This is a genomic window from Bacillus sp. HSf4 (assembly GCF_029537375.1).
Taxonomy (GTDB): domain Bacteria; phylum Bacillota; class Bacilli; order Bacillales; family Bacillaceae; genus Bacillus; species Bacillus sonorensis_A.
The window spans coordinates 2,265,149-2,283,085 of sequence record NZ_CP120679.1 but is presented as its reverse complement, the minus strand read 5'-3'; the positions used below and the strand labels follow the sequence as shown (position 1 = coordinate 2,283,085).

The 17,937-nt window shown below is 45.5% G+C and carries 18 protein-coding genes; 11 read left to right on the top strand and 7 right to left on the bottom strand.

Going from position 1 to position 17,937, the window contains the following annotated elements; translation table 11 throughout:
* Positions 1–11 precede the first annotated feature (11 nt).
* A complete protein-coding gene (odhB, locus tag P3X63_RS11630; protein WP_026587474.1) occupies positions 12–1,283 on the top strand; it encodes a 2-oxoglutarate dehydrogenase complex dihydrolipoyllysine-residue succinyltransferase in 1,272 nt (423 codons plus the stop codon).
* A 32-nt stretch (positions 1,284–1,315) separates the two neighbouring features.
* Here the strand turns inward: odhB and P3X63_RS11625 are convergent, their stop codons facing one another.
* Positions 1,316–2,287 (bottom strand): bile acid:sodium symporter family protein, encoded by a 972-nt coding sequence (locus P3X63_RS11625; RefSeq protein WP_026587473.1) that lies wholly within the window; start codon positions 2,285–2,287, stop codon positions 1,316–1,318.
* Positions 2,288–2,497: 210 nt separating this feature from the next.
* Between P3X63_RS11625 and P3X63_RS11620 the strand changes: the two genes are divergently transcribed.
* Positions 2,498–3,838: a sodium-dependent transporter gene (locus P3X63_RS11620; protein WP_026587472.1), complete on the top strand. Its 1,341-nt coding sequence runs from the start codon at positions 2,498–2,500 to the stop codon at positions 3,836–3,838.
* Between the two features lie 247 nt (positions 3,839–4,085).
* Here P3X63_RS11620 and P3X63_RS11615 read toward each other — a convergent pair whose 3' ends face one another.
* The 4 genes from P3X63_RS11615 to P3X63_RS11600 form a co-directional block, all read right to left on the bottom strand.
* Positions 4,086–4,616, bottom strand: a complete 531-nt coding sequence (locus tag P3X63_RS11615) for a hypothetical protein (RefSeq protein WP_026587471.1) — start codon at positions 4,614–4,616, stop codon at positions 4,086–4,088.
* A 440-nt stretch (positions 4,617–5,056) separates the two neighbouring features.
* Positions 5,057–5,200: a hypothetical protein gene (locus tag P3X63_RS11610; RefSeq protein WP_163170560.1), complete on the bottom strand. Its 144-nt coding sequence runs from the start codon at positions 5,198–5,200 to the stop codon at positions 5,057–5,059.
* 28 nt (positions 5,201–5,228) lie between these two features.
* Positions 5,229–6,068: a superoxide dismutase gene (locus P3X63_RS11605; protein ID WP_277690764.1), complete on the bottom strand. Its 840-nt coding sequence runs from the start codon at positions 6,066–6,068 to the stop codon at positions 5,229–5,231.
* Positions 6,055–7,953, bottom strand: coding sequence for a terpene cyclase/mutase family protein (locus P3X63_RS11600; protein WP_277690762.1), 1,899 nt, complete (start codon positions 7,951–7,953; stop codon positions 6,055–6,057). Before P3X63_RS11600 ends, P3X63_RS11605 begins: the two co-directional genes overlap by 14 nt.
* Before the next feature lie 390 nt (positions 7,954–8,343).
* On the opposite strand from P3X63_RS11600, the gene P3X63_RS11595 reads away from it, so the two are divergent.
* From P3X63_RS11595 to P3X63_RS11585, 3 genes are all read left to right on the top strand, one after another.
* Positions 8,344–9,288, top strand: a complete 945-nt coding sequence (locus P3X63_RS11595; protein WP_277690760.1) for an aldo/keto reductase — start codon at positions 8,344–8,346, stop codon at positions 9,286–9,288.
* A 377-nt stretch (positions 9,289–9,665) separates the two neighbouring features.
* A complete protein-coding gene (locus tag P3X63_RS11590; protein ID WP_026587467.1) occupies positions 9,666–10,067 on the top strand; it encodes a cytidine deaminase in 402 nt (133 codons plus the stop codon).
* Positions 10,068–10,083: 16 nt separating this feature from the next.
* Complete coding sequence (locus P3X63_RS11585; protein WP_077736619.1) at positions 10,084–10,620, top strand: GNAT family N-acetyltransferase; 537 nt, start codon at positions 10,084–10,086, stop codon at positions 10,618–10,620.
* A 136-nt stretch (positions 10,621–10,756) separates the two neighbouring features.
* On the opposite strand, the gene P3X63_RS11580 is transcribed toward P3X63_RS11585, so the two are convergent.
* Positions 10,757–12,004, bottom strand: coding sequence for an MFS transporter (locus P3X63_RS11580; RefSeq protein ID WP_277690757.1), 1,248 nt, complete (start codon positions 12,002–12,004; stop codon positions 10,757–10,759).
* A 164-nt stretch (positions 12,005–12,168) separates the two neighbouring features.
* Between P3X63_RS11580 and P3X63_RS11575 the strand changes: the two genes are divergently transcribed.
* Positions 12,169–13,056, top strand: coding sequence for an SDR family oxidoreductase (locus tag P3X63_RS11575; protein WP_026587464.1), 888 nt, complete (start codon positions 12,169–12,171; stop codon positions 13,054–13,056).
* Positions 13,037–13,615 (top strand): TetR/AcrR family transcriptional regulator, encoded by a 579-nt coding sequence (locus P3X63_RS11570; RefSeq protein ID WP_277690753.1) that lies wholly within the window; start codon positions 13,037–13,039, stop codon positions 13,613–13,615. Before P3X63_RS11575 ends, P3X63_RS11570 begins: the two co-directional genes overlap by 20 nt.
* A gap of 44 nt (positions 13,616–13,659) precedes the next feature.
* On the opposite strand, the gene P3X63_RS11565 is transcribed toward P3X63_RS11570, so the two are convergent.
* Positions 13,660–15,147: an aldehyde dehydrogenase family protein gene (locus P3X63_RS11565; RefSeq protein WP_026587462.1), complete on the bottom strand. Its 1,488-nt coding sequence runs from the start codon at positions 15,145–15,147 to the stop codon at positions 13,660–13,662.
* Between the two features lie 258 nt (positions 15,148–15,405).
* Between P3X63_RS11565 and P3X63_RS11560 the strand changes: the two genes are divergently transcribed.
* The 4 genes from P3X63_RS11560 (at position 15,406) to P3X63_RS11545 (ending at position 17,929) form a co-directional block, all read left to right on the top strand.
* A complete protein-coding gene (locus P3X63_RS11560; protein WP_026587461.1) occupies positions 15,406–15,615 on the top strand; it encodes a DUF6501 family protein in 210 nt (69 codons plus the stop codon).
* A gap of 404 nt (positions 15,616–16,019) precedes the next feature.
* Positions 16,020–16,364, top strand: coding sequence for a PH domain-containing protein (locus tag P3X63_RS11555; protein WP_026587460.1), 345 nt, complete (start codon positions 16,020–16,022; stop codon positions 16,362–16,364).
* A gap of 310 nt (positions 16,365–16,674) precedes the next feature.
* A complete protein-coding gene (locus tag P3X63_RS11550) occupies positions 16,675–17,163 on the top strand; it encodes a TraR/DksA family transcriptional regulator (RefSeq protein ID WP_026587459.1) in 489 nt (162 codons plus the stop codon).
* 139 nt (positions 17,164–17,302) lie between these two features.
* Positions 17,303–17,929, top strand: coding sequence for an FMN-dependent NADH-azoreductase (locus tag P3X63_RS11545; RefSeq protein ID WP_026587458.1), 627 nt, complete (start codon positions 17,303–17,305; stop codon positions 17,927–17,929).
* Positions 17,930–17,937 lie beyond the last annotated feature (8 nt).

The window sequence follows — 17,937 nt, the reverse complement described above, 5'->3', positions numbered from 1 at the left end:
GGAACTAAAAGATGGCGGAAATTAAAGTACCTGAACTAGCGGAATCAATTTCAGAAGGAACGATAGCCCAATGGCTGAAACAACCGGGAGACTATGTAGAACAAGGGGAGTTCCTGCTGGAGCTGGAGACGGATAAAGTCAATGTCGAATTGACGGCAGAACAGTCCGGTGTTCTTCAGGAAGTGCTGAAAGATTCCGGTGACACGGTTCAGGTCGGCGAAGTGATCGGCACGATTTCAGAAGGCGAGGGAGAAGGAAAAGCATCCTCCGCTCCTCAGCCTGACGTTCAAAAAACGCCTGAGGATTCAAAAGGAGAGGCGGCACAGGAAACAAAAGCCGCGGCACAGGACTCAAGTGCTCAAACGGAGAAAGAAAAAGCGAGAACCATCGCTTCTCCGGCTGCCAGAAAACTTGCCCGTGAAAAAGGCATTGATTTATCAGAAATCCCTACCGGCGATCCGCTTGGCAGGGTCAGAAAACAGGATGTCGCATCCTACCAAAAACATGAGCAGCCGCCAAAAGCCCAAGCCGAACCAAAACGTGAAGCGCAGGCACCGGCCGCTAAGACTGAAGATTCGGCGAAACCTGTCGAACGGCAAAGAATGTCGCGCCGGAGACAGACGATTGCCAAACGCCTTGTTGAAGTTCAGCACACCGCCGCTATGCTGACGACTTTTAACGAAGTGGATATGACGGCTGTCATGAATCTCAGAAAACGCCGAAAAGATCAATTTCTCGAACAGCATGAAGTGAAGCTCGGCTTCATGTCATTCTTCACAAAGGCCGTTGTCGCCGCTCTGAAAAAATACCCGCTTCTCAATGCGGAAATTCAAGGCGACGAGCTTCTCATCAAAAAGTTTTATGATATCGGCATCGCGGTTGCCGCTCCTGACGGCCTTGTCGTCCCTGTCGTTCGCGATGCAGACCGGAAAACCTTTGCCGATATTGAAAAAGATATCGGAGAGCTTGCGAAGAAAGCGCGAAGCAATAAATTGGCGCTCTCAGAACTTCAAGGCGGTTCATTCACGATTACAAACGGAGGAACGTTCGGTTCACTGTTGTCCACTCCGATTTTGAACAGCCCGCAAGTTGGCATCTTGGGAATGCACAAAATCCAGCTTCGTCCTGTCGCCATTGATGAAGAGCGTTTCGAAAACCGACCGATGATGTACATCGCGCTTTCTTATGACCACCGGATTGTCGATGGCAAAGAAGCGGTAGGCTTTTTGGTTACCATTAAAAATCTGCTGGAAGATCCGGAACAGCTTCTGTTGGAAGGATAAATCGAGAAAAAAAGCTTTGACCGTTATATCGGTCAAAGCTTTTTATTTAACATTCGCGGGGCAGGAGAATGGACGTCATTCTTCTCGCGTTTTGACCAGTATGTCGCAAGCCACGATCCTGAAAGGTTATGCCAGACACTGAAAACCGCGCTCGGGACGGCGGAAAGCGGGGAGAAATGAGCGGTGGCAAGCGCAGCTCCGAGTCCGGAATTTTGCATGCCCACTTCAATCGCGACGGCTTTTTGCGAAGCATAATCCATTTTAAAGCATTTGGCTAAAATAAAGCCGAGAAACAAGCCGAGGCCATTATGAAGAACGACGACCGCAAAAATCAGCAGCCCTGATTGTATAATATTTTCCCTGTTGCCACCGACGACTGCGGCGACGATGGCGACAATCCCGATGACCGAGACAAGCGGCAGGGCCTGAACCGCTTTTTCGACCTGTTTTTTAAAGAAAAATTGGACGATCAGTCCTGCTAAAATCGGCAGAAGCACCGCCTGCAAGATCGAGATGAATAGCGATCCGGGAGATACGGGAAGCCATTCCTTCGCAAAAAATAAGATGAGAAACGGTGTCAAAAAAGGCGCCAGCAAAGTGGACACCGTCGTGATGGCGACAGACAGCGCCGTGTTGCCTTTTGCCAAAAATGTCATGACATTTGATGCCGTTCCACCTGGACAGCATCCAACCAAAATGACGCCGACTGCAATTTCAGATGGCAGACCGAGTCCATAGGCTAGTCCAAAGGCGATCAAAGGCATGACAGTGTATTGCACAATGACGCCGAGCAGCACCTGCAGCGGGTTTTTCAACAGTTCTTTGAAATCATCTGCTGAAAGCGTCAATCCCATGCCAAACATGATCACCCCGAGCAGAATGGTAATATAAGGGCTGATCCATGTGAAAGAGGAGGGAAATGCAAATCCCAGCACCGCGAATAAGATCACCCAGATGGCAAACGTTTTTCCTGTAAATTGGCTGATTTTAGCTAAAAGATTCATCAATCAAAACTCCTCACTCGTAGAAAATGTGACATTCCCCTATTATAATTAATATTCTGAATAATTCAATATAAAATAATAATAGACAATAAATATATTATGTAAACTGAAAGAAATATTTGAAAACCTTGACGAATTCGTTTATCATTTTTAAAATGATAGTTTGTAGCCTGTTGTGCAAATAGTTTTAATAGAAGAAGAGGTGCTTTAGTGGAAAATAAACAAAATATATGGTCATCAAAGCTCGGATTTATTTTAGCTTCGGCCGGCTCGGCAATCGGGCTAGGCGCGATATGGAAGTTTCCTTATGTTGCCGGAACCAGCGGCGGCGGAGCTTTTTTACTTATTTTTATCCTTTTTACTTTATTGGTTGGACTTCCTTTATTATTGGCTGAATTCATTATCGGCAGAAAGACTCAAAAAGACGCCGTTGAGTCATACAAGGAGCTGGCTCCAGGTTCGCTTTGGCATTGGATCGGGCGGCTCGGCATTATCACGTGCTTTATTCTGCTGTCTTTCTATAGTGTTGTCGGCGGCTGGATCATTATTTATATTTTCAAAGGTTTAACAGGCGAATTATCAAGAAACACGGACTTTGCCAACCTCTTCGGGGAAACGATTTCAAATCCTTATCTCGTTTTGGCGAGCCAGCTGATCTTCATCATCATTACGATCCTGGTCGTCGCAAAAGGAGTCAGAAGCGGAATTGAAAAAGCGAGCAAGTTTATGATGCCTGCTCTGTTCATTATTTTTCTGCTTTTGATCATCCGCTCGGTCACATTGCCGGGTTCGATGGAAGGGCTTGAATTTTTCTTGAAACCGGACCTTTCACACATCAAAACCGAAACGATTCTGTTTGCAATGGGGCAGTCGTTCTTCTCATTGAGTGTCGGTGTTTCCGTTATGGTGACGTACAGCTCGTATTTATCTAAAAAGGAAAACCTGGCGCAGTCGGCGCTTTCGGTGACATTGTTAAACGTATCTGTGGCTGTTCTTGCGGGTATCGCCATTTTTCCCGCCGTGTTTTCTTTCGGCCTATCTCCGGATGCGGGTCCGATGCTGTTGTTTAACGTGCTGCCAACCGTTTTTCATCAGATGCCTTTAGGGATCATCTTTTTATTGGCATTCCTTGTGTTATTTTTATTTGCGACATTGACCTCGGCTTTTTCAATGCTTGAAATTCTTGTTTCATCCTTATCAAAAGGTGATTCGAAAAAAAGACAGGTTTTTTCATGGGTCGGAGGCATTGCGATTTTCCTCGTCGGTATTCCTTCAGCACTTTCATACGGGGTGCTTCAGGATGTAACGATTTTCAATCTGTCCATTTTTGATGCGGCGGATTTTCTCGTCAGCAATATTTTAATGCCGCTCGGCGCTTTGCTCATCGCCGTGTTTGTGCCGCTGAAAATACCGAAAGAAGAACTTTTTGCCGAATTGAAAGAGGGCTCTAAAATCAGCAGAAAATGGTTTGCAGCCTGGCTTCTGTTGATTCGCTACGCAGCTCCAGTCGTCATTATTGTCGTCTTTTTGGACGTCATCGGCGTATTCTAAGATTGAATTTTGATAAGGCCGGATAAATCCGGCCTTTTTTTCATGCAGACAGTTGCGAGCCCATCGCTTAGGTCAGCTGTGTCTTCTTTTCTCGGCGATTTGATCGGTAAGGGGAAGTGTTTGATGAAAGGGCATGGAAGGGAAAAGGCGTCTGTTTTTCTGGTGCGGAAATATTAAAAAAGCTTGCCGGTGAATTCGTTTTTTACGATTTTACCAGCAAGCAGAAGAGGGGATACCTTGACTTTGATTAAGGCTTACGGAATGTTACAGTTTGTCCGTTTCGATCAAACCAGCCTTTAAAGGCCCAGTTAATCCAGCCGCCGTCTCCTTGGTTTGTAAATTGTCCGCTTTCAAATACCCAAATGCCGTAAATCACGCCATGATAGTTGGCAGATCCATAAAATTTAACTCCTCTTAAACCATTATGATAGCCTTGGCTTAAGTTGAACACCATGACATTGTATCTTTGCCCTGCAGAATAAAAAGCGGTTTCCATGCAGTTTTTGACGAAACCGCTGCGGTTATTGCTTTGAACGATAGCATCCCTAATCGAGTTTCCGATTCCTAAGAGATCGAGGCCGATGCTTAAATCAATAGCAGAAGTTTTAAACTGTTGTTTTTCCTGGTTCAATGACTGATTGAGAGATGTGGGTACAGACATAGAAGGTAAGGTTGTAACAGAACTGTCCGTATGTTTTGATTCTTTCGCTTCTGATAAGTACGGCAGACAAGTCACACCGAGCATTATGGCTGTAAAGAAAGCAAACATTTTTTTCATGATTAACCCTCCTAAAATAAAATTGCCATTTTTCGAAAAACTGGCCAGCTGAATCAGACAAACATCGACAGTTTGATCATTTATTTCCTCCCTTCTTGTAGAATAGCTTAACGATTTTTGGAATTAGAGGAATGAGGAAAAATGATTATTTTCCAAATAAATCAAAAAACGTTCACATTTCATACTTAAGGCATGAATTTGGGATATATGGATCGACTGAGATTCGGTATTTCATAAAGGAATGATTAAAATAGCAGATTCAGAAGGGTGTATGGTTGTGGGATTTCTCTCCCGACTCCGCCTCAGCAATCTCCGTGTTATCGGTTATAACAATCCTCAAGATAAACTGGGTATTTAAACTTTTACTTGACACCTTATTACATACGATAGAGGTTTAAGAGAAATAGATACGGTATTGAGAGTGAAAAGGTATCGGCACTTTAGCTCGATTCGGCCAGTGTCGTCGGCTGCCTGGCGCCGAGAAGAGAAAGGTGTGAGAGGAAAGGCTCGTCCGCTTTTTGAGGCAAGTCTTTGACGGGGAGGCCGATGTCCGGCGCAACTACCGAAACAAAACAGGACTTCAATAGCTGAAGTCCCGCCATTGAATTTGAATCAGAACGGCTCCCATTGAACTCGTTTTGCTTGGGCAAAGCGTCTTTCCGGCTCTCTCCAGTCAACGACATTCCACCAATTATCAACGTATTTTGCCCTTTCATTTTGATATTGAAGGTAATATGCGTGCTCCCATACGTCGAGCGGAAGCAGGGGAATTACGTCCCACTGGCTCATGAACTGATGTTTTTCAGCGATCAGAATTTCCAGGCGGTGTGAACGGGGCGCCCAGACAAGGATAGCCCAGCCGACACCTTCCACATGTTTGGCCGCTTCAGAAAACTGTTGCTTAAATGCCGAATAGCTTCCAAAAGAGCGGTTGATCATCTCCAGCAATTCACCTGTAGGCTTTCTTTTTCCTTTTGGATTCATTGCATACCAAAAAATCGTATGCAGATAATGTCCGGCTCCATGAAAGGCAAGCTCCCTTTCCCAGTGATTCACAAGCTGAAAATTTTTCGACTGCCGCGCCTTTTGCAGTTCCCGCTCGGCTTTATTCAGTCCGTCGACATAGCTTTGGTGGTGTTTTGTATGATGCAGAAACATGATCTCTCTTGAAATATATGGTTCAAGCGCTGAGTACGAGTAGGGCAGCCTTGGCAGACGGTGGCCGCCGATCGGCACCATCCTGAATGACTGACGGTCGGATTGAGCGTGCCGGCCAACGGCTTGATATACGGCTTCCGCTTGTTCATACCATTCCTGTTCGGTCGCATTCGGATCATCCAGTGAACGAAATAACGTTTCTAAACGGCTCTCCAAAGAAGAATCATGTTTCACCTGTTCCTTCATTTCCCTTGCCCAGGATGTCAATTCCTCTTTATATTCATTTCGGTTCAACGTTCTCCCCCATTTCCATTTGTTTAATAAACGCGTTTGAAGCAAGCAGTGAAAACACATAAGGATAGCTGTGGTAGCGAATGTAAAACTGTTTGGGCAGTCCGATGCCTGTCGGATAGTCAAGATGTTTTGACTGGCGCCTATCATCATCGATGAGAAAGCGAATTCCTTTTTGAATCAACGGCTGGTCAGGGGCCTCATATTGCAGCAAAGCCTCCAAAGCCCATGCTGTTTGAACGGCGGTGCCGTAGGGAAGAGGTGAAAAGCTTTTTGTTTCACAGCTTTTGCACGATTCCCCCCAGCTGCCATCAGCAAGCTGTATCGATTTAAGCCATGTGATGGCTTTTTTGACGGCAGGGTGTTCGCCTAAGACGCCGACGGCTTTCATTCCGGTCAAGGCCGCCCATGTTCCGTAGATATAACAGACACCCCAGCGGCCGTACCATGAACCGTTTTCTTCCTGATTCTGAAAAAGCCATTTTAAGGCGCTTTTGACAGCCGGATGATCCTTGTTAAATCCTGCTTTTATTCCAAGCAGATGCAAAACGCGACCGGTCAGATCCGCTGTCGACGGATCAACCGCCGCTTCAGCGGCCGATTCGATCGGCAGATTGCGAATGATGGGATGATTGACGTTTTTTTCGAAAGCTGCAAATCCTCCGTCTTTGTTTTGCATCGATAACAGCCATCTAAGGCCGCGATCCCAATCAGCAGGACCGTTTTGGCGGGGAATCGCTTTTAGTGCGGCTTCTGTATCATCCAGATCAGGGTTGTTGGTGTTTATATCTGAAAACCCCCACCCGCCGGGAATGGCGTAAGGGTTGAAGACAGCCCAATCCGCTCTTTTAACATGCTGTCTTTTTTGCAAGTAATCAGATGCTGATGTGATGACAGAGCTTTTTTGCGGCACCCCTGCATCCTGCAACGCAAAACTTGCCAAAGCCGTATCCCACACGGTAGAGGTTGAATTCTCCAAATAAAGACCTTCACCGCCGCACGGAGTTGTAAGATGCTTGATACCGCTGACTGCTTTTTTGATGATGGGCGCATGTTTTGAAATACCCATGGCCAACAGACTGTAGATCATGAATATCGTTGCGCTGGCATAGCTGTACAGTGTTCCATCTCCTTCAATTCTGTCCAGCATATATTTTCTCCCCGCTTCAAATCCGAGCTGCTGTACATAAGCCGGCCATTTGAAGAGCTCTTTCCATTGCAGACGAAATGAATAAAAGCTTCGTTCATCTAAATAATCGATATTGAGCCAATCTAAAGGGTTTTTTGACATGCTTTCATCCAGATGGCGCAGTGAGCCGATCCGTTTATTCTTTAAGGCGAATTTTCGATTGAACGTGATGGCCATCGGTACAAAATGAATTCTCGCGTAAGTGCTGAAATGGTAAAAATGCAGCGGGAAATAGGGAGGGATGAGTAAAAAAGACAGCGGGATATAAGCTTTTGGCCACGGATACAGCCCATTTGCGGCAAGCATCCATTTCGTCATAAAGTGGATATGCTTCAATCCGCCCTCAGATTTGATGAACGCTTCAGCTTTCTGCATGTGCTCTTCATTTCGGCTGTAGAGGCCGGAAGCAAGCATCCCCGTGTACCCCTGCACGGTTGCAGTTAAATTTCCGCGCGGTTCATCAGGGTAATTCCGAAACGTTCCATCTTCGCTTTGCTTTGAACGGATCCGCCTGGCGAGACTTGTGATAAGAGAAGAATCTTGATCTTCAAGAGAAGTCAAAAGAAGAATGAAAAAGCTGTTTGTCATCACCGGTCCTTCAAAGCAAAACCTCCATGATCCATCGGGCTCCTGTCTGCTTTGAAGCTCTGTCACGATCTTTTGCCTGAAAGCTTTTACGTCCTCTAGCAAAGAACACATCCTTCTCATCTCCTTCATATTACTGTATTCATTCGGGAAATGTGTCATGCCAATGGACGGGCAACAAATCTCTTTCAGGTCGTCAGGTAAAACTGAATCGTCTAGCCGGCTGAAAGGTCTTCAACAAACGATCCGGCGGGAAACGCTTGCGGCAACAGGGTGAACATGATCTGAAAATAGAAAAAGGCAGCTCTGAACCATAGAGTTCAAGCTGCCGTTATACGATCGGTTTTAGGCCGCATATTTTTGGACCCACGATTACATTAGAATAACTCAATGACAAAAATAAGTCTATCATTTTCATGATATTTTCTATATCGTGGACTATGCTGATGAAAGCAGCCCTGCAAAGTGGAGCTCCAGCAGGAATCATCAATTTGAGGTGGGAAAATGAAAAAACGAAAATTAGGCCGGTTAGAGGTATCTGCTATTGGGCTCGGCTGTATGAGCATGTCCGAATTTTACGGAAAAGCGGATCGCGGCGAATCGATCTCAACTATTCATAAGGCGCTTGATTGCGGCGTGAATTTCTTCGATACTGCTGATATTTACGGCATGGGCGACAATGAAAAACTATTGGGCAAAGCATTGAAAAATCGGCGAAAAGAAGCGATTGTCGCCACCAAATTCGGAGTTGTCCGCGATCAGCAAGGGAGAGCGGCGGGGCTGAATGGAAACCCCGATTACGTAAAAAAATCCGTTGATGAAAGCCTGCTGAGGCTTGGCATGGAATACATCGACTTATATTATCTGCACATTCCTGACCCGGATGTGCCTATAGAAGAAACAGTCGGAGCGATGGCGGACCTTGTCAAAGAAGGGAAAGTCCGCTTCCTCGGTCTTTCGAATATAGATCAAGAACGCTTGGTTCGCGCCAATAAAGTCCATCAGATGACAGCGCTGCAGTCAGAATATTCATTGTGGAACCGTGATGTGGAGGCGGTGCTGCCTGCAGCACGGAAGCTGGGTATTGGCATTGTCGCCTACAGTCCGCTTGGAAATGGTTTTTTAACAGGAAAAATCAGACAGATTGACGATTTTTCCGCCGATGATATCAGGCGGCGATTCTCCAGGTTTCAAGGGGAGAACTTTCATAAAAACCTTCAGTTATTGACAGTGCTTGAGAAGATTGCCTTTCATCAAAACGCATCACCTTCTCAAATTGCGCTCGCCTGGGTATTGGCTCAAGGAAACGATATTGTCCCGATTCCCGGAACGAAAAGACGAAAATATCTTATTGAAAACAGCGGGGCTGTTGACATCACATTAACACAAAAAGACCTTGAACAAATCAATAAGACTGCCAATCGATTCTTTGTCAAAAGTGAGCTTTAGACAGGGGGGGTGTCTATCATGCCGGTCAACCTTGATCCGCAGACCGGCGGGTTGCCGGCATGAAATCAATTTTCAATCTGAATCGGTTGGGAGTAGCTTGCCGGTTTGCATAAAGCTTTTCCTATGATGGAGAGAATTTCATGAAGGAGGCCTTTACGGGTCATTCCGCATCGTTCAAAAAGAACCGGGAGATTTTATGATGAAAGTCGAATAACGATTTTTGCACTTAGTCCTTCTTGTCGGAAGGGCTTTAGCATATTCAGCCATAACGTGATGATTTCTTTAGCAATCTCTTGATCTGATTTTATATTTTGGCTGAAGTAGGTTATCATTTTATGGAAAGGCAGTCTATCGCGAATACCATAGGAGGACCTGAAATGAATATTGAACGTCAGCTTTATGAAAGCGCCGTTGAGCTTATCAAAAAAAGATATCCTGCCGGATGGGGAGGAGCCGCGGCAATGTATACTGAAGATGGGAGGATCCTAACGAGTGTTGCTCCGGAGGTCATCAATGCATCAACAGAGCTTTGCATTGAAACCGGAGCAATCCTTGAGGCCCATAAACTCAATACAAAAGTTACACATTCAATTTGTGTTGTCAGAGATGATGAAAATAGCGATTTTAAAATATTAACGCCGTGCGGGGTGTGCCAGGAACGTCTTTTTTACTGGGGCCCGGATCTTAAAGCAGCCGTTACTGTGCCGGATGGAAGCCTGGTTTATCAATCATTAAAGGAGATTCAGCCCTACCATTGGTCAGGTGCATATCAAGAATAGGGAGGAGGGGGATCGCGTGTTAAAGGGCTGCAAGGTTTATCTCAGACCGCTTGAAAAAGATGATATGGAAAGCTTTTACAAGGCCGCGCAAGATGAAAAAATCAGATATATGACCGGGACCAGACATGCATTCACAATGGATGAGCTCTATGAGCACTACGAGCGGATCACACATGATGATACACGCTATGATTTTGCCATCTGCCAAAACACAGGTGACCAAATCGTTGGTGACCTGTCCATTCTGGACATCGACAGCCCCAGCCAAAAAGCGGGATTTAGAATCGCTTTGCACAGCCCTGCTTATTTCAATAGAGGCTTTGGGACTGAAGCGGTCAGGCTGGCGATGCAGTTCGCTTTTGAAAAGCTGAAACTGAACCGCCTCCAGCTCGAAGTTTTCTCGCATAACAGCCGCGCAATCAAAGCCTATGAAAGAGCCGGTTTTAAAAAAGAAGGGACGATCAGGCAATCCCTTTATATAAACAACCAATACTCAGATGAAATCATTATGGGGATGTTGAAGCTGGAATATGAACAATTGAAGAACAGCTAAGGCCGGCCCGCTTCTAATGAACGTCGGCAGCACATATTCCGGCAGCTATAAGCAACATGTCATGGAATAAGATTCGTTTATTTCTACATTGATCACTCCAAAGAGAGACCGTTGATCAGAAAAATCCACAAAAGCTTCATATTTCTTTCTCCTCCTTGGACTGATGTAAAACGGTCCGTCCATAAGTTCTTAATGGCTGTGCCGACAATGTCAGAACGGCTGTTGCCAGATACATGACAGCGGCAAAGATATAGACGTTCTGCACACCGGTCAAATCGGCCAGAGCGCCCATGAAAGCGACCGTTAAGATAGACCATGACGTCAGAATGGTATTTTGGGCTGCGACGAGCGGCGCTCTTTCTTCATCTGTCAAAGAATGTTGCAGGATAACCGTTTGACTGACATCCCTCACTTGATAAAGCGGTCCCATTAACATACAAAGGATGACGGAAAGCAAAGGATTGGCCGAATAGGCGAACAAAAGCGTCATCATGGCCATCGAAAGGGCGCCAAGGGCAATCATCAAGCCCAACCTTTTTTGCAGCCGGCTTGAAAACAGCATCACCAGAACGCCTCCCAATATCGCTCCTAGAAAATAGCCGGCATTGATGAAACCCCACCACGATTCTCCTTTATTGAGAACGGCCGTTGTAAAAGCGAGTAAAATGGCGGAAGTCCAAACGGCATTTGCCAATCCTTCTGCGAGATCCATTGCCGTCAAAAGCAGCACGGTTTTGTTTTTGTATAATGTGCGCCAGCCGGAATGAACAGGCCGTTTTCGGTTTTGGGCCACAGGAGCTGCTCTTTTATCCAGCAAACGAATCAAAAACCCGGACACAAAAAAGAGCCCTGCGGTGATGGATACCAATAAGCTTGTATAGAGAAAAGCGGATAAAGAACCGCCAATTCCCCAGCCGGCCGCTTGAATGAACTGATTGACGGTGACAATGCTCCCGGAGGCTGCAGCATAATCCCGCTTTTCGATCGCTCGATATAATAAACCGGACAGAGCAGGTGTATACCAGGAGCCGATGAAGCTTTGCAAAAATAATAGAGGATACATGAGCTGGACCGGTGATCCGAATGACAAACACAACCCGATGAATAATGCGGTGACGGCTCTGAACCAGTTTGCAAGTGATACAATGTGATCAAGCTTGAATCGCTGGATATAAAGCGAGGCCAGCGCCCCGCCGGAGAAACCGCCGAGAGAGCTCAGCGCCAAGATCAGGCTTGAGCCGAAGACAGAATCTGTTTTTTTATAGATCTCGACCATGACGAATACCGTCATCATGATACTCCCTACAGACTGTGCAGCTTGTGACGTCCAAATCAAAATAAAGTTTTTTTCCTTCCAGATTGATTGACTCCGTGAATCGCTCATCCGTTGATCATTCCTATTCATTTCGCTTAAGTAAATGTTAATTTTACCATAATTATCGATATCAGGAATTGATTTAAATAAAATTTTCTCTGTTCAGGCAGTCACCTTGAAAAAACAGACCAATTGGTCCAAAATAAAGATATCATGTGAAAGGGAGCGATGATATGCAAAAGGTATTAATCGCCGGCGCTTCCGGGTATCTCGGTAAATATTTGGTCAGAGCTTTTAAAGAGCAAGGATATTTTGTGCGGGCAATCGTACGAAATGAACAAAAACTGGCTGTCGCCGGTCCGTATTTAGAGCCGGCAGTCGCTGATTTGATCGACGAAGTGCTGATAGCGGATGCGGCGGAAGCAAATTCATTAAGAGGGGCCTGTAACGGAATGGATATTGTCTGTTCATCCCTTGGATTAACCCGGCAGAAGGGGAGTCAGACTTTTTATGATGTGGATTATTTGGGGAACCTCCAGCTGCTTGAAGAAGCGAAAAAGGAGCGCGTCAGCAAGTTGATGTACATCCATGTTTTGAAAGGTGAAAAAATGAAAAATCCGCTCGTCAAAGCCAAACAAGCTTTTGCAGAGAAACTGAAAAATTCCGGAATGAATTACATCATCGTAAAGCCGACGGGTTACTTTTCGGATATGAGTGAGTTATTGAAAATGGCGGAAAACGGCAGGGTATTTTTAATCGGCGATGGAAAGCAGAAGATCAATCCAATCCACGGTGCTGATCTTGCCGACTACTGCGTCCGTTCCATTCCAACGCATGACAGAGCAGAGCTTGAGGTTGGCGGCCCGCAGATTTACGAATACAGGGAAGCTGCAGCGCTTGCATTTGCGATCATACAAAAAAAGAAGCGGCTGTTTCATGTCCCTGCTGGGCTCTTATCGGCTTCGCTTCCGTTTTTGCGTATATTCAGTCCGAAACAATACGGCTTATTCAAATTCTTTCTCGAAGGATTGACACAGGATGCTGTTGCACCTGCCTACGGAACCCGTGAATTAAAGACTTATTTCAAGGAGATTGCCGCACATGGCCACGAAAAAAGGTGAACAAACAAAAGAACACATTTTAAATGCGGCGGTATCGTTTATCGTTCGTGAAGGTTTTGAAAAGATCGGGGTCAACAAAATTATTAAAGAAGCCGGAGTCAGCAAAGGCAGCTTTTATCACTATTTCTCAAACACGAATGATCTGATCAAAGAAACGGCAATCCATGCATTTGAACAATGTTTAAAAGACATGCCCTTAGAGCAGGAGGGGGACGCCCGGGAAATTGTAGCAGGTTTGGGAAAGCATATTTTTCATTCTGTTCGCAAGCAAAAAAACGACTATTATTTATTGTTTTTGTGCATCAGCCAAAGCTTCATTGATGATGAGCTGAAAGAAGCGTTCCGATCGATTTTCTCGCGGGTTGTGAAGCAAAACAGCGCCGCCCTGCAAATCGCGGAAAAGGAGGGGCATTCATGCGAAGAGCGCCTGGCCAAAAAGCTTCACATGCTGGATATGATAGCAATAGGATTTATCGTTCATTGCCACTTTCTCCATGATGAAGATCAGCTGCTCGGTCTTTGGAAGCAAATGACCGCAGTCCTGTTTACTCCGGGCTGACAAAAAAGCACCGCGATCAAAGAAAGCGGTGCTTTTTGCGTGATCTATTCACCGACGTGAATCCAGACGCTTTTCACTTCGGTATAATTGTCCAAAGCATATGAACCCATTTCACGGCCTAGGCCCGACTGCTTATAACCGCCGAATGGGGAGGCCGCGTCAAAGGCGTTGTAGCAGTTGACCCAAACGGTACCCGCTTGAAGACGGTCGGCGATATAGTGGGCGTTTTTCAGGTTTTCCGTCCAAACTCCAGCAGCTAGCCCGTATTCCGTCCGGTTGGCGCGCTCGATTACTTCATCAACCGTCTCATACGGGATCGCCGCCAGGACAGGGCCGAATATTTCTTCTTTTGCAATGGCCATGTCGTCTTCGACGTTTGTAAACACGGTCGGAGAGACGAAATATCCCTGTTCATATGGGCATGTTCCGCCGGCTGCGATTTTCGCGCCTTCCTGGCGTCCTTTTTCGATGTAGGACAGCACCCGTTCGTGCTGCTCTTTGCTGACAAGCGGCCCCATTTGTGTATCTTCATGAAGTCCCGCTCCTTGGCGAAGAGACTTTGAATAAGAGACCATTTCGTCAACCACTTTGTCATATTGGTCTTTATGGATAAAGACGCGCGATCCGGCACAGCACACCTGGCCCTGATTAAACATGACACCGGTTAATGCTCCTGGAATCGCCTTCTTTAAATCGGCGTCAGGAAGGATGATGTTCGGCGATTTTCCGCCGAGCTCAAGGGTGACCCGTTTGACGGTTTTCGCCGCTTTCTCCATAATCTTTTTGCCGATTTCAGTCGAACCTGTAAAAGCCAGTTTGTCTACAAGCTCATGATCTGTCAGAGCTTCTCCCGCCGTTTCGCCGAAGCCCGGGATGATGTTGACAACACCTTTCGGAAATCCTGCTTTGTCGATCAGCTCCGCCAAATACAGAGCCGACAGCGGCGTCTGCTCGGCTGGTTTCAAGACAATCGTACATCCGGCGGCAAGGGCGGCGCCCATTTTCCACATCGCCATTAAGAGCGGGAAGTTCCACGGGATGATCTGTCCGACAACCCCGACCGGCTCATGGCGGGTATAGTTAAAATAAGGTCCGTTTACAGGAATGGTTTGTCCGGTTAATTTCGTTGCCCAGCCTGCATAATAACGCATATGTTCGATCGATAAAGGAATGTCCCCGGCAGTCGTTTCACTGATCGGTTTTCCGTTATCAAGCGTCTCAAGCTGAGCCAGCTCATTTTGATGTTCCTCCATCAGATCGGCTAGTTTGTACATGAGCCGACTTCTCTCGGCCGGATTCATCGTCCGCCATTCCCCGTGGTCAAAGGCTTCCCTTGCGGCTTTTACCGCTTTGTCGACATCTTCGGGACCTGCTTCATACAAGGTGGCGAGCGTTTCTCCCGTAGCCGGATTCGGGGTTTCAAACGTTTTGTTTGCAGCGCTGGCTACAAATTCCCCGTTAATGTACAGCTTCTTTGTTCCCTGCAAAAATGACTCCAGCTTCTTACTGACCTGCATCGTTAATGAACTCATGTTTGTTAAACAAACCTCCTTTAAAATTTTGGTCTGTCTGTGTTGAGTTTCTCTTGCTGCTGGTTTGTCTTCTGATTCGATCATTGCGCTGGCAAAAGAGGGATATATTTCTGATTTTGGAACCATACACCACTATTCTATAACAGAGATGGAAATGAAATCAATATTCATTTGCTCTCATCTAGTCACCCGACATTGCATTTCGGTCAAAAAACGCTACAATGGAGACATATACCGTTTTGAAAAGGGGACATCAACATGATTCATGAAAATTGGCAGAACAATCAAACGATCAAAAAAGTAAAGTGTGTACATACCGATGCAAAAAAATACATCGTCAACAGGGCGCTGACCGTCGGGACAATATATGAAGTCAAAAATGAGACGGATGAGTTTTTATTTATCATCGATAATACAAATAAAGTAGGCGGCTATTACAAAGACTACTTTGAAGAGGTAAAAGCCTGAATGATCATCCATCATAATAGATGATCACAAAAGGGTGAATCAATTGAGAAACAACGGTGCCGCACACTTCCCGATGACGAAAGCAATGTCGGAATCGGAAGGAATGGCTGTGACAGAAGAACAGATCAGAAGTCGAAAACCGTAAAAAGGCCCGCAGAAGGAGACATTCTTTCTGCGGTTTTTTTATTCTGAAGCAAACGCCTGAAAAAACGAATAAAAAGTTGAAACCTGAGCTCCCTGGTAAGCGTATTAATTGTTAGTAAAACCAAACATCGAGAGTTAAAGAAATGTAATCTGCTCGTAATTGTTTATCAAACAGGGTTATCGTATTCTTATTAGTACCGATAAGCATACTTTGCCTTGGGCATAAACATAAATTGTACATATAGAAAGAGGGGTTTTGATTGGGCGTTTTTTCAGCTAGTAAGACGGCAGACGGGAAAAGATTTGAACCGCTGCTTATTGAAGGAGAAAAAATTGAATCAGTATGCAGGTTAAGAATTGATCAAATTTGTTTTACCAACAAGCGGATTATTTTTTTTGATAATAAGCTGTTTTCTAAAAAGAAAGTCCGCGTCTTCCTTCCTTATAAATCCATTGAAGGCTTTGCGATCAGGGAAGTCAGCATGTTCAATCCCGACAGCTCTCTTTCGCTGATGACAAGCAGCAAAATTTTCGACCTCGAATTTACAAAAGATACAGACATGCTTGAAATTCAAGCGCTGTTATCCAAATACTTATGCGCTTAAAAAAGACAACAGGCCGCTTCATGCATCAAGCAGGAGCGGCTTGTTTTTTCGCCAAAACCATAATTGATCTCAATTTACTGATAAGGACCAGTGTCACAACGGAACATCTGTCGATCACTCAAAAACCTGCTTTGAGCCTCCAAAGAGTATATTTAGGCTGCCGCCACATGAACAACAGAAGCCGGCAGACGGAAAAGGTTTCTGAACATACACGCTCATAGAACGCGGAAACATTGACTGATTTAATGGGGACAGGCTGTGTTTGACATTTTTTTCAGCGGGAAAGGGCAAAGAAAGGAGGAGGATCACCATGCCATTGACAAAACAGCAAAAGGAGCATCTTTACCAGCAATTACTCGACTTAAAACAGACCATTTCCGGCGCGGAGAGAATCGATCGGCCGATGACTGAAGAAACGGGTGAGCTGTCAAACGGTGTGGACAATCATCAGGCTGATCATGCCGGTGTATATGTTGAACGGATGAGAGAGCAAACCTTTCAGCGGACAGACCGGAATGTATTAAAAGAAGTCGAAGACGCTCTCAAGCGGATGAAAGACGGCACGTACGGAATATGCGAAGCCACGGGCAAAGAAATACCTTATGAACGGCTAAAGGCTGTTCCATATGCAAGAAAGACCGTCAAGGCTCAAGCTGAAACAGAACAAAGAAAAGAAAGCGGAGAAGGGGATGATCGGCTATTTACACGGCAAATGAAGGATTTGACGAACAGCGACACAATCGGCCAAAAGCATTCATACACCTATAAACGGCTTGATCAAGAGCAAGATTCAAAATAAGCACCCGCACCCAGCAGGGTGTTTTTTTTGATAGAAAAACAGTTTGATAACAAGTGAAATAAGTTGACTTTCTATTCAAAAGAAAGTAACATACTATTTGTAAGTAAATAATAAAACGTTAGCACGGGAGGAAAATAAAATGTCAAAAGTATTATTTGTTAAAGCAAACGATCGTACAGCTGAAGAAGCCGTATCTGTGAAACTATATGATGCGTTTCTTAACAGCTATAAAGAAAATCATCCAAACGATGAAATTGTGGAGCTTGACCTTTACAAAGAAAACCCGCCGTACATGGGCAGAACCGCCATTAACGGCACATTTAAAGCAGGGAAAGGCATGGAATTAAACGAGGATGAAAAAGCGGCAGCTGCTGTTGCGGACCGTTATTTAGACGAGTTCGTCAAAGCCGATAAAGTTGTTTTTGCATTCCCATTGTGGAACTTCGCGGTGCCGGCTGTGCTGCACACATATGTTGACTACCTATCACGCGCTGGAGTGACGTTTACATACACTCCTGAAGGACCAAAAGGGCTGATGGGAGATAAGAAGGTTGCCCTGTTGAACGCAAGAGGCGGCTTCTATTCCGAAGGTCCGATGGCGGCTATGGAAATGTCTCTGAACTACATGAAAACCGTGATGGGCTTCTTCGGTGTTCAAGACCTGCATACTGTTGTCATCGAAGGGCACAACGCCGTTCCTGACGAAGCGCAAAAAATCATCGAAAACGGCCTGGCAGAAGCGAAAAAGCTTGCAGCCGAATTTTAAGAAACATC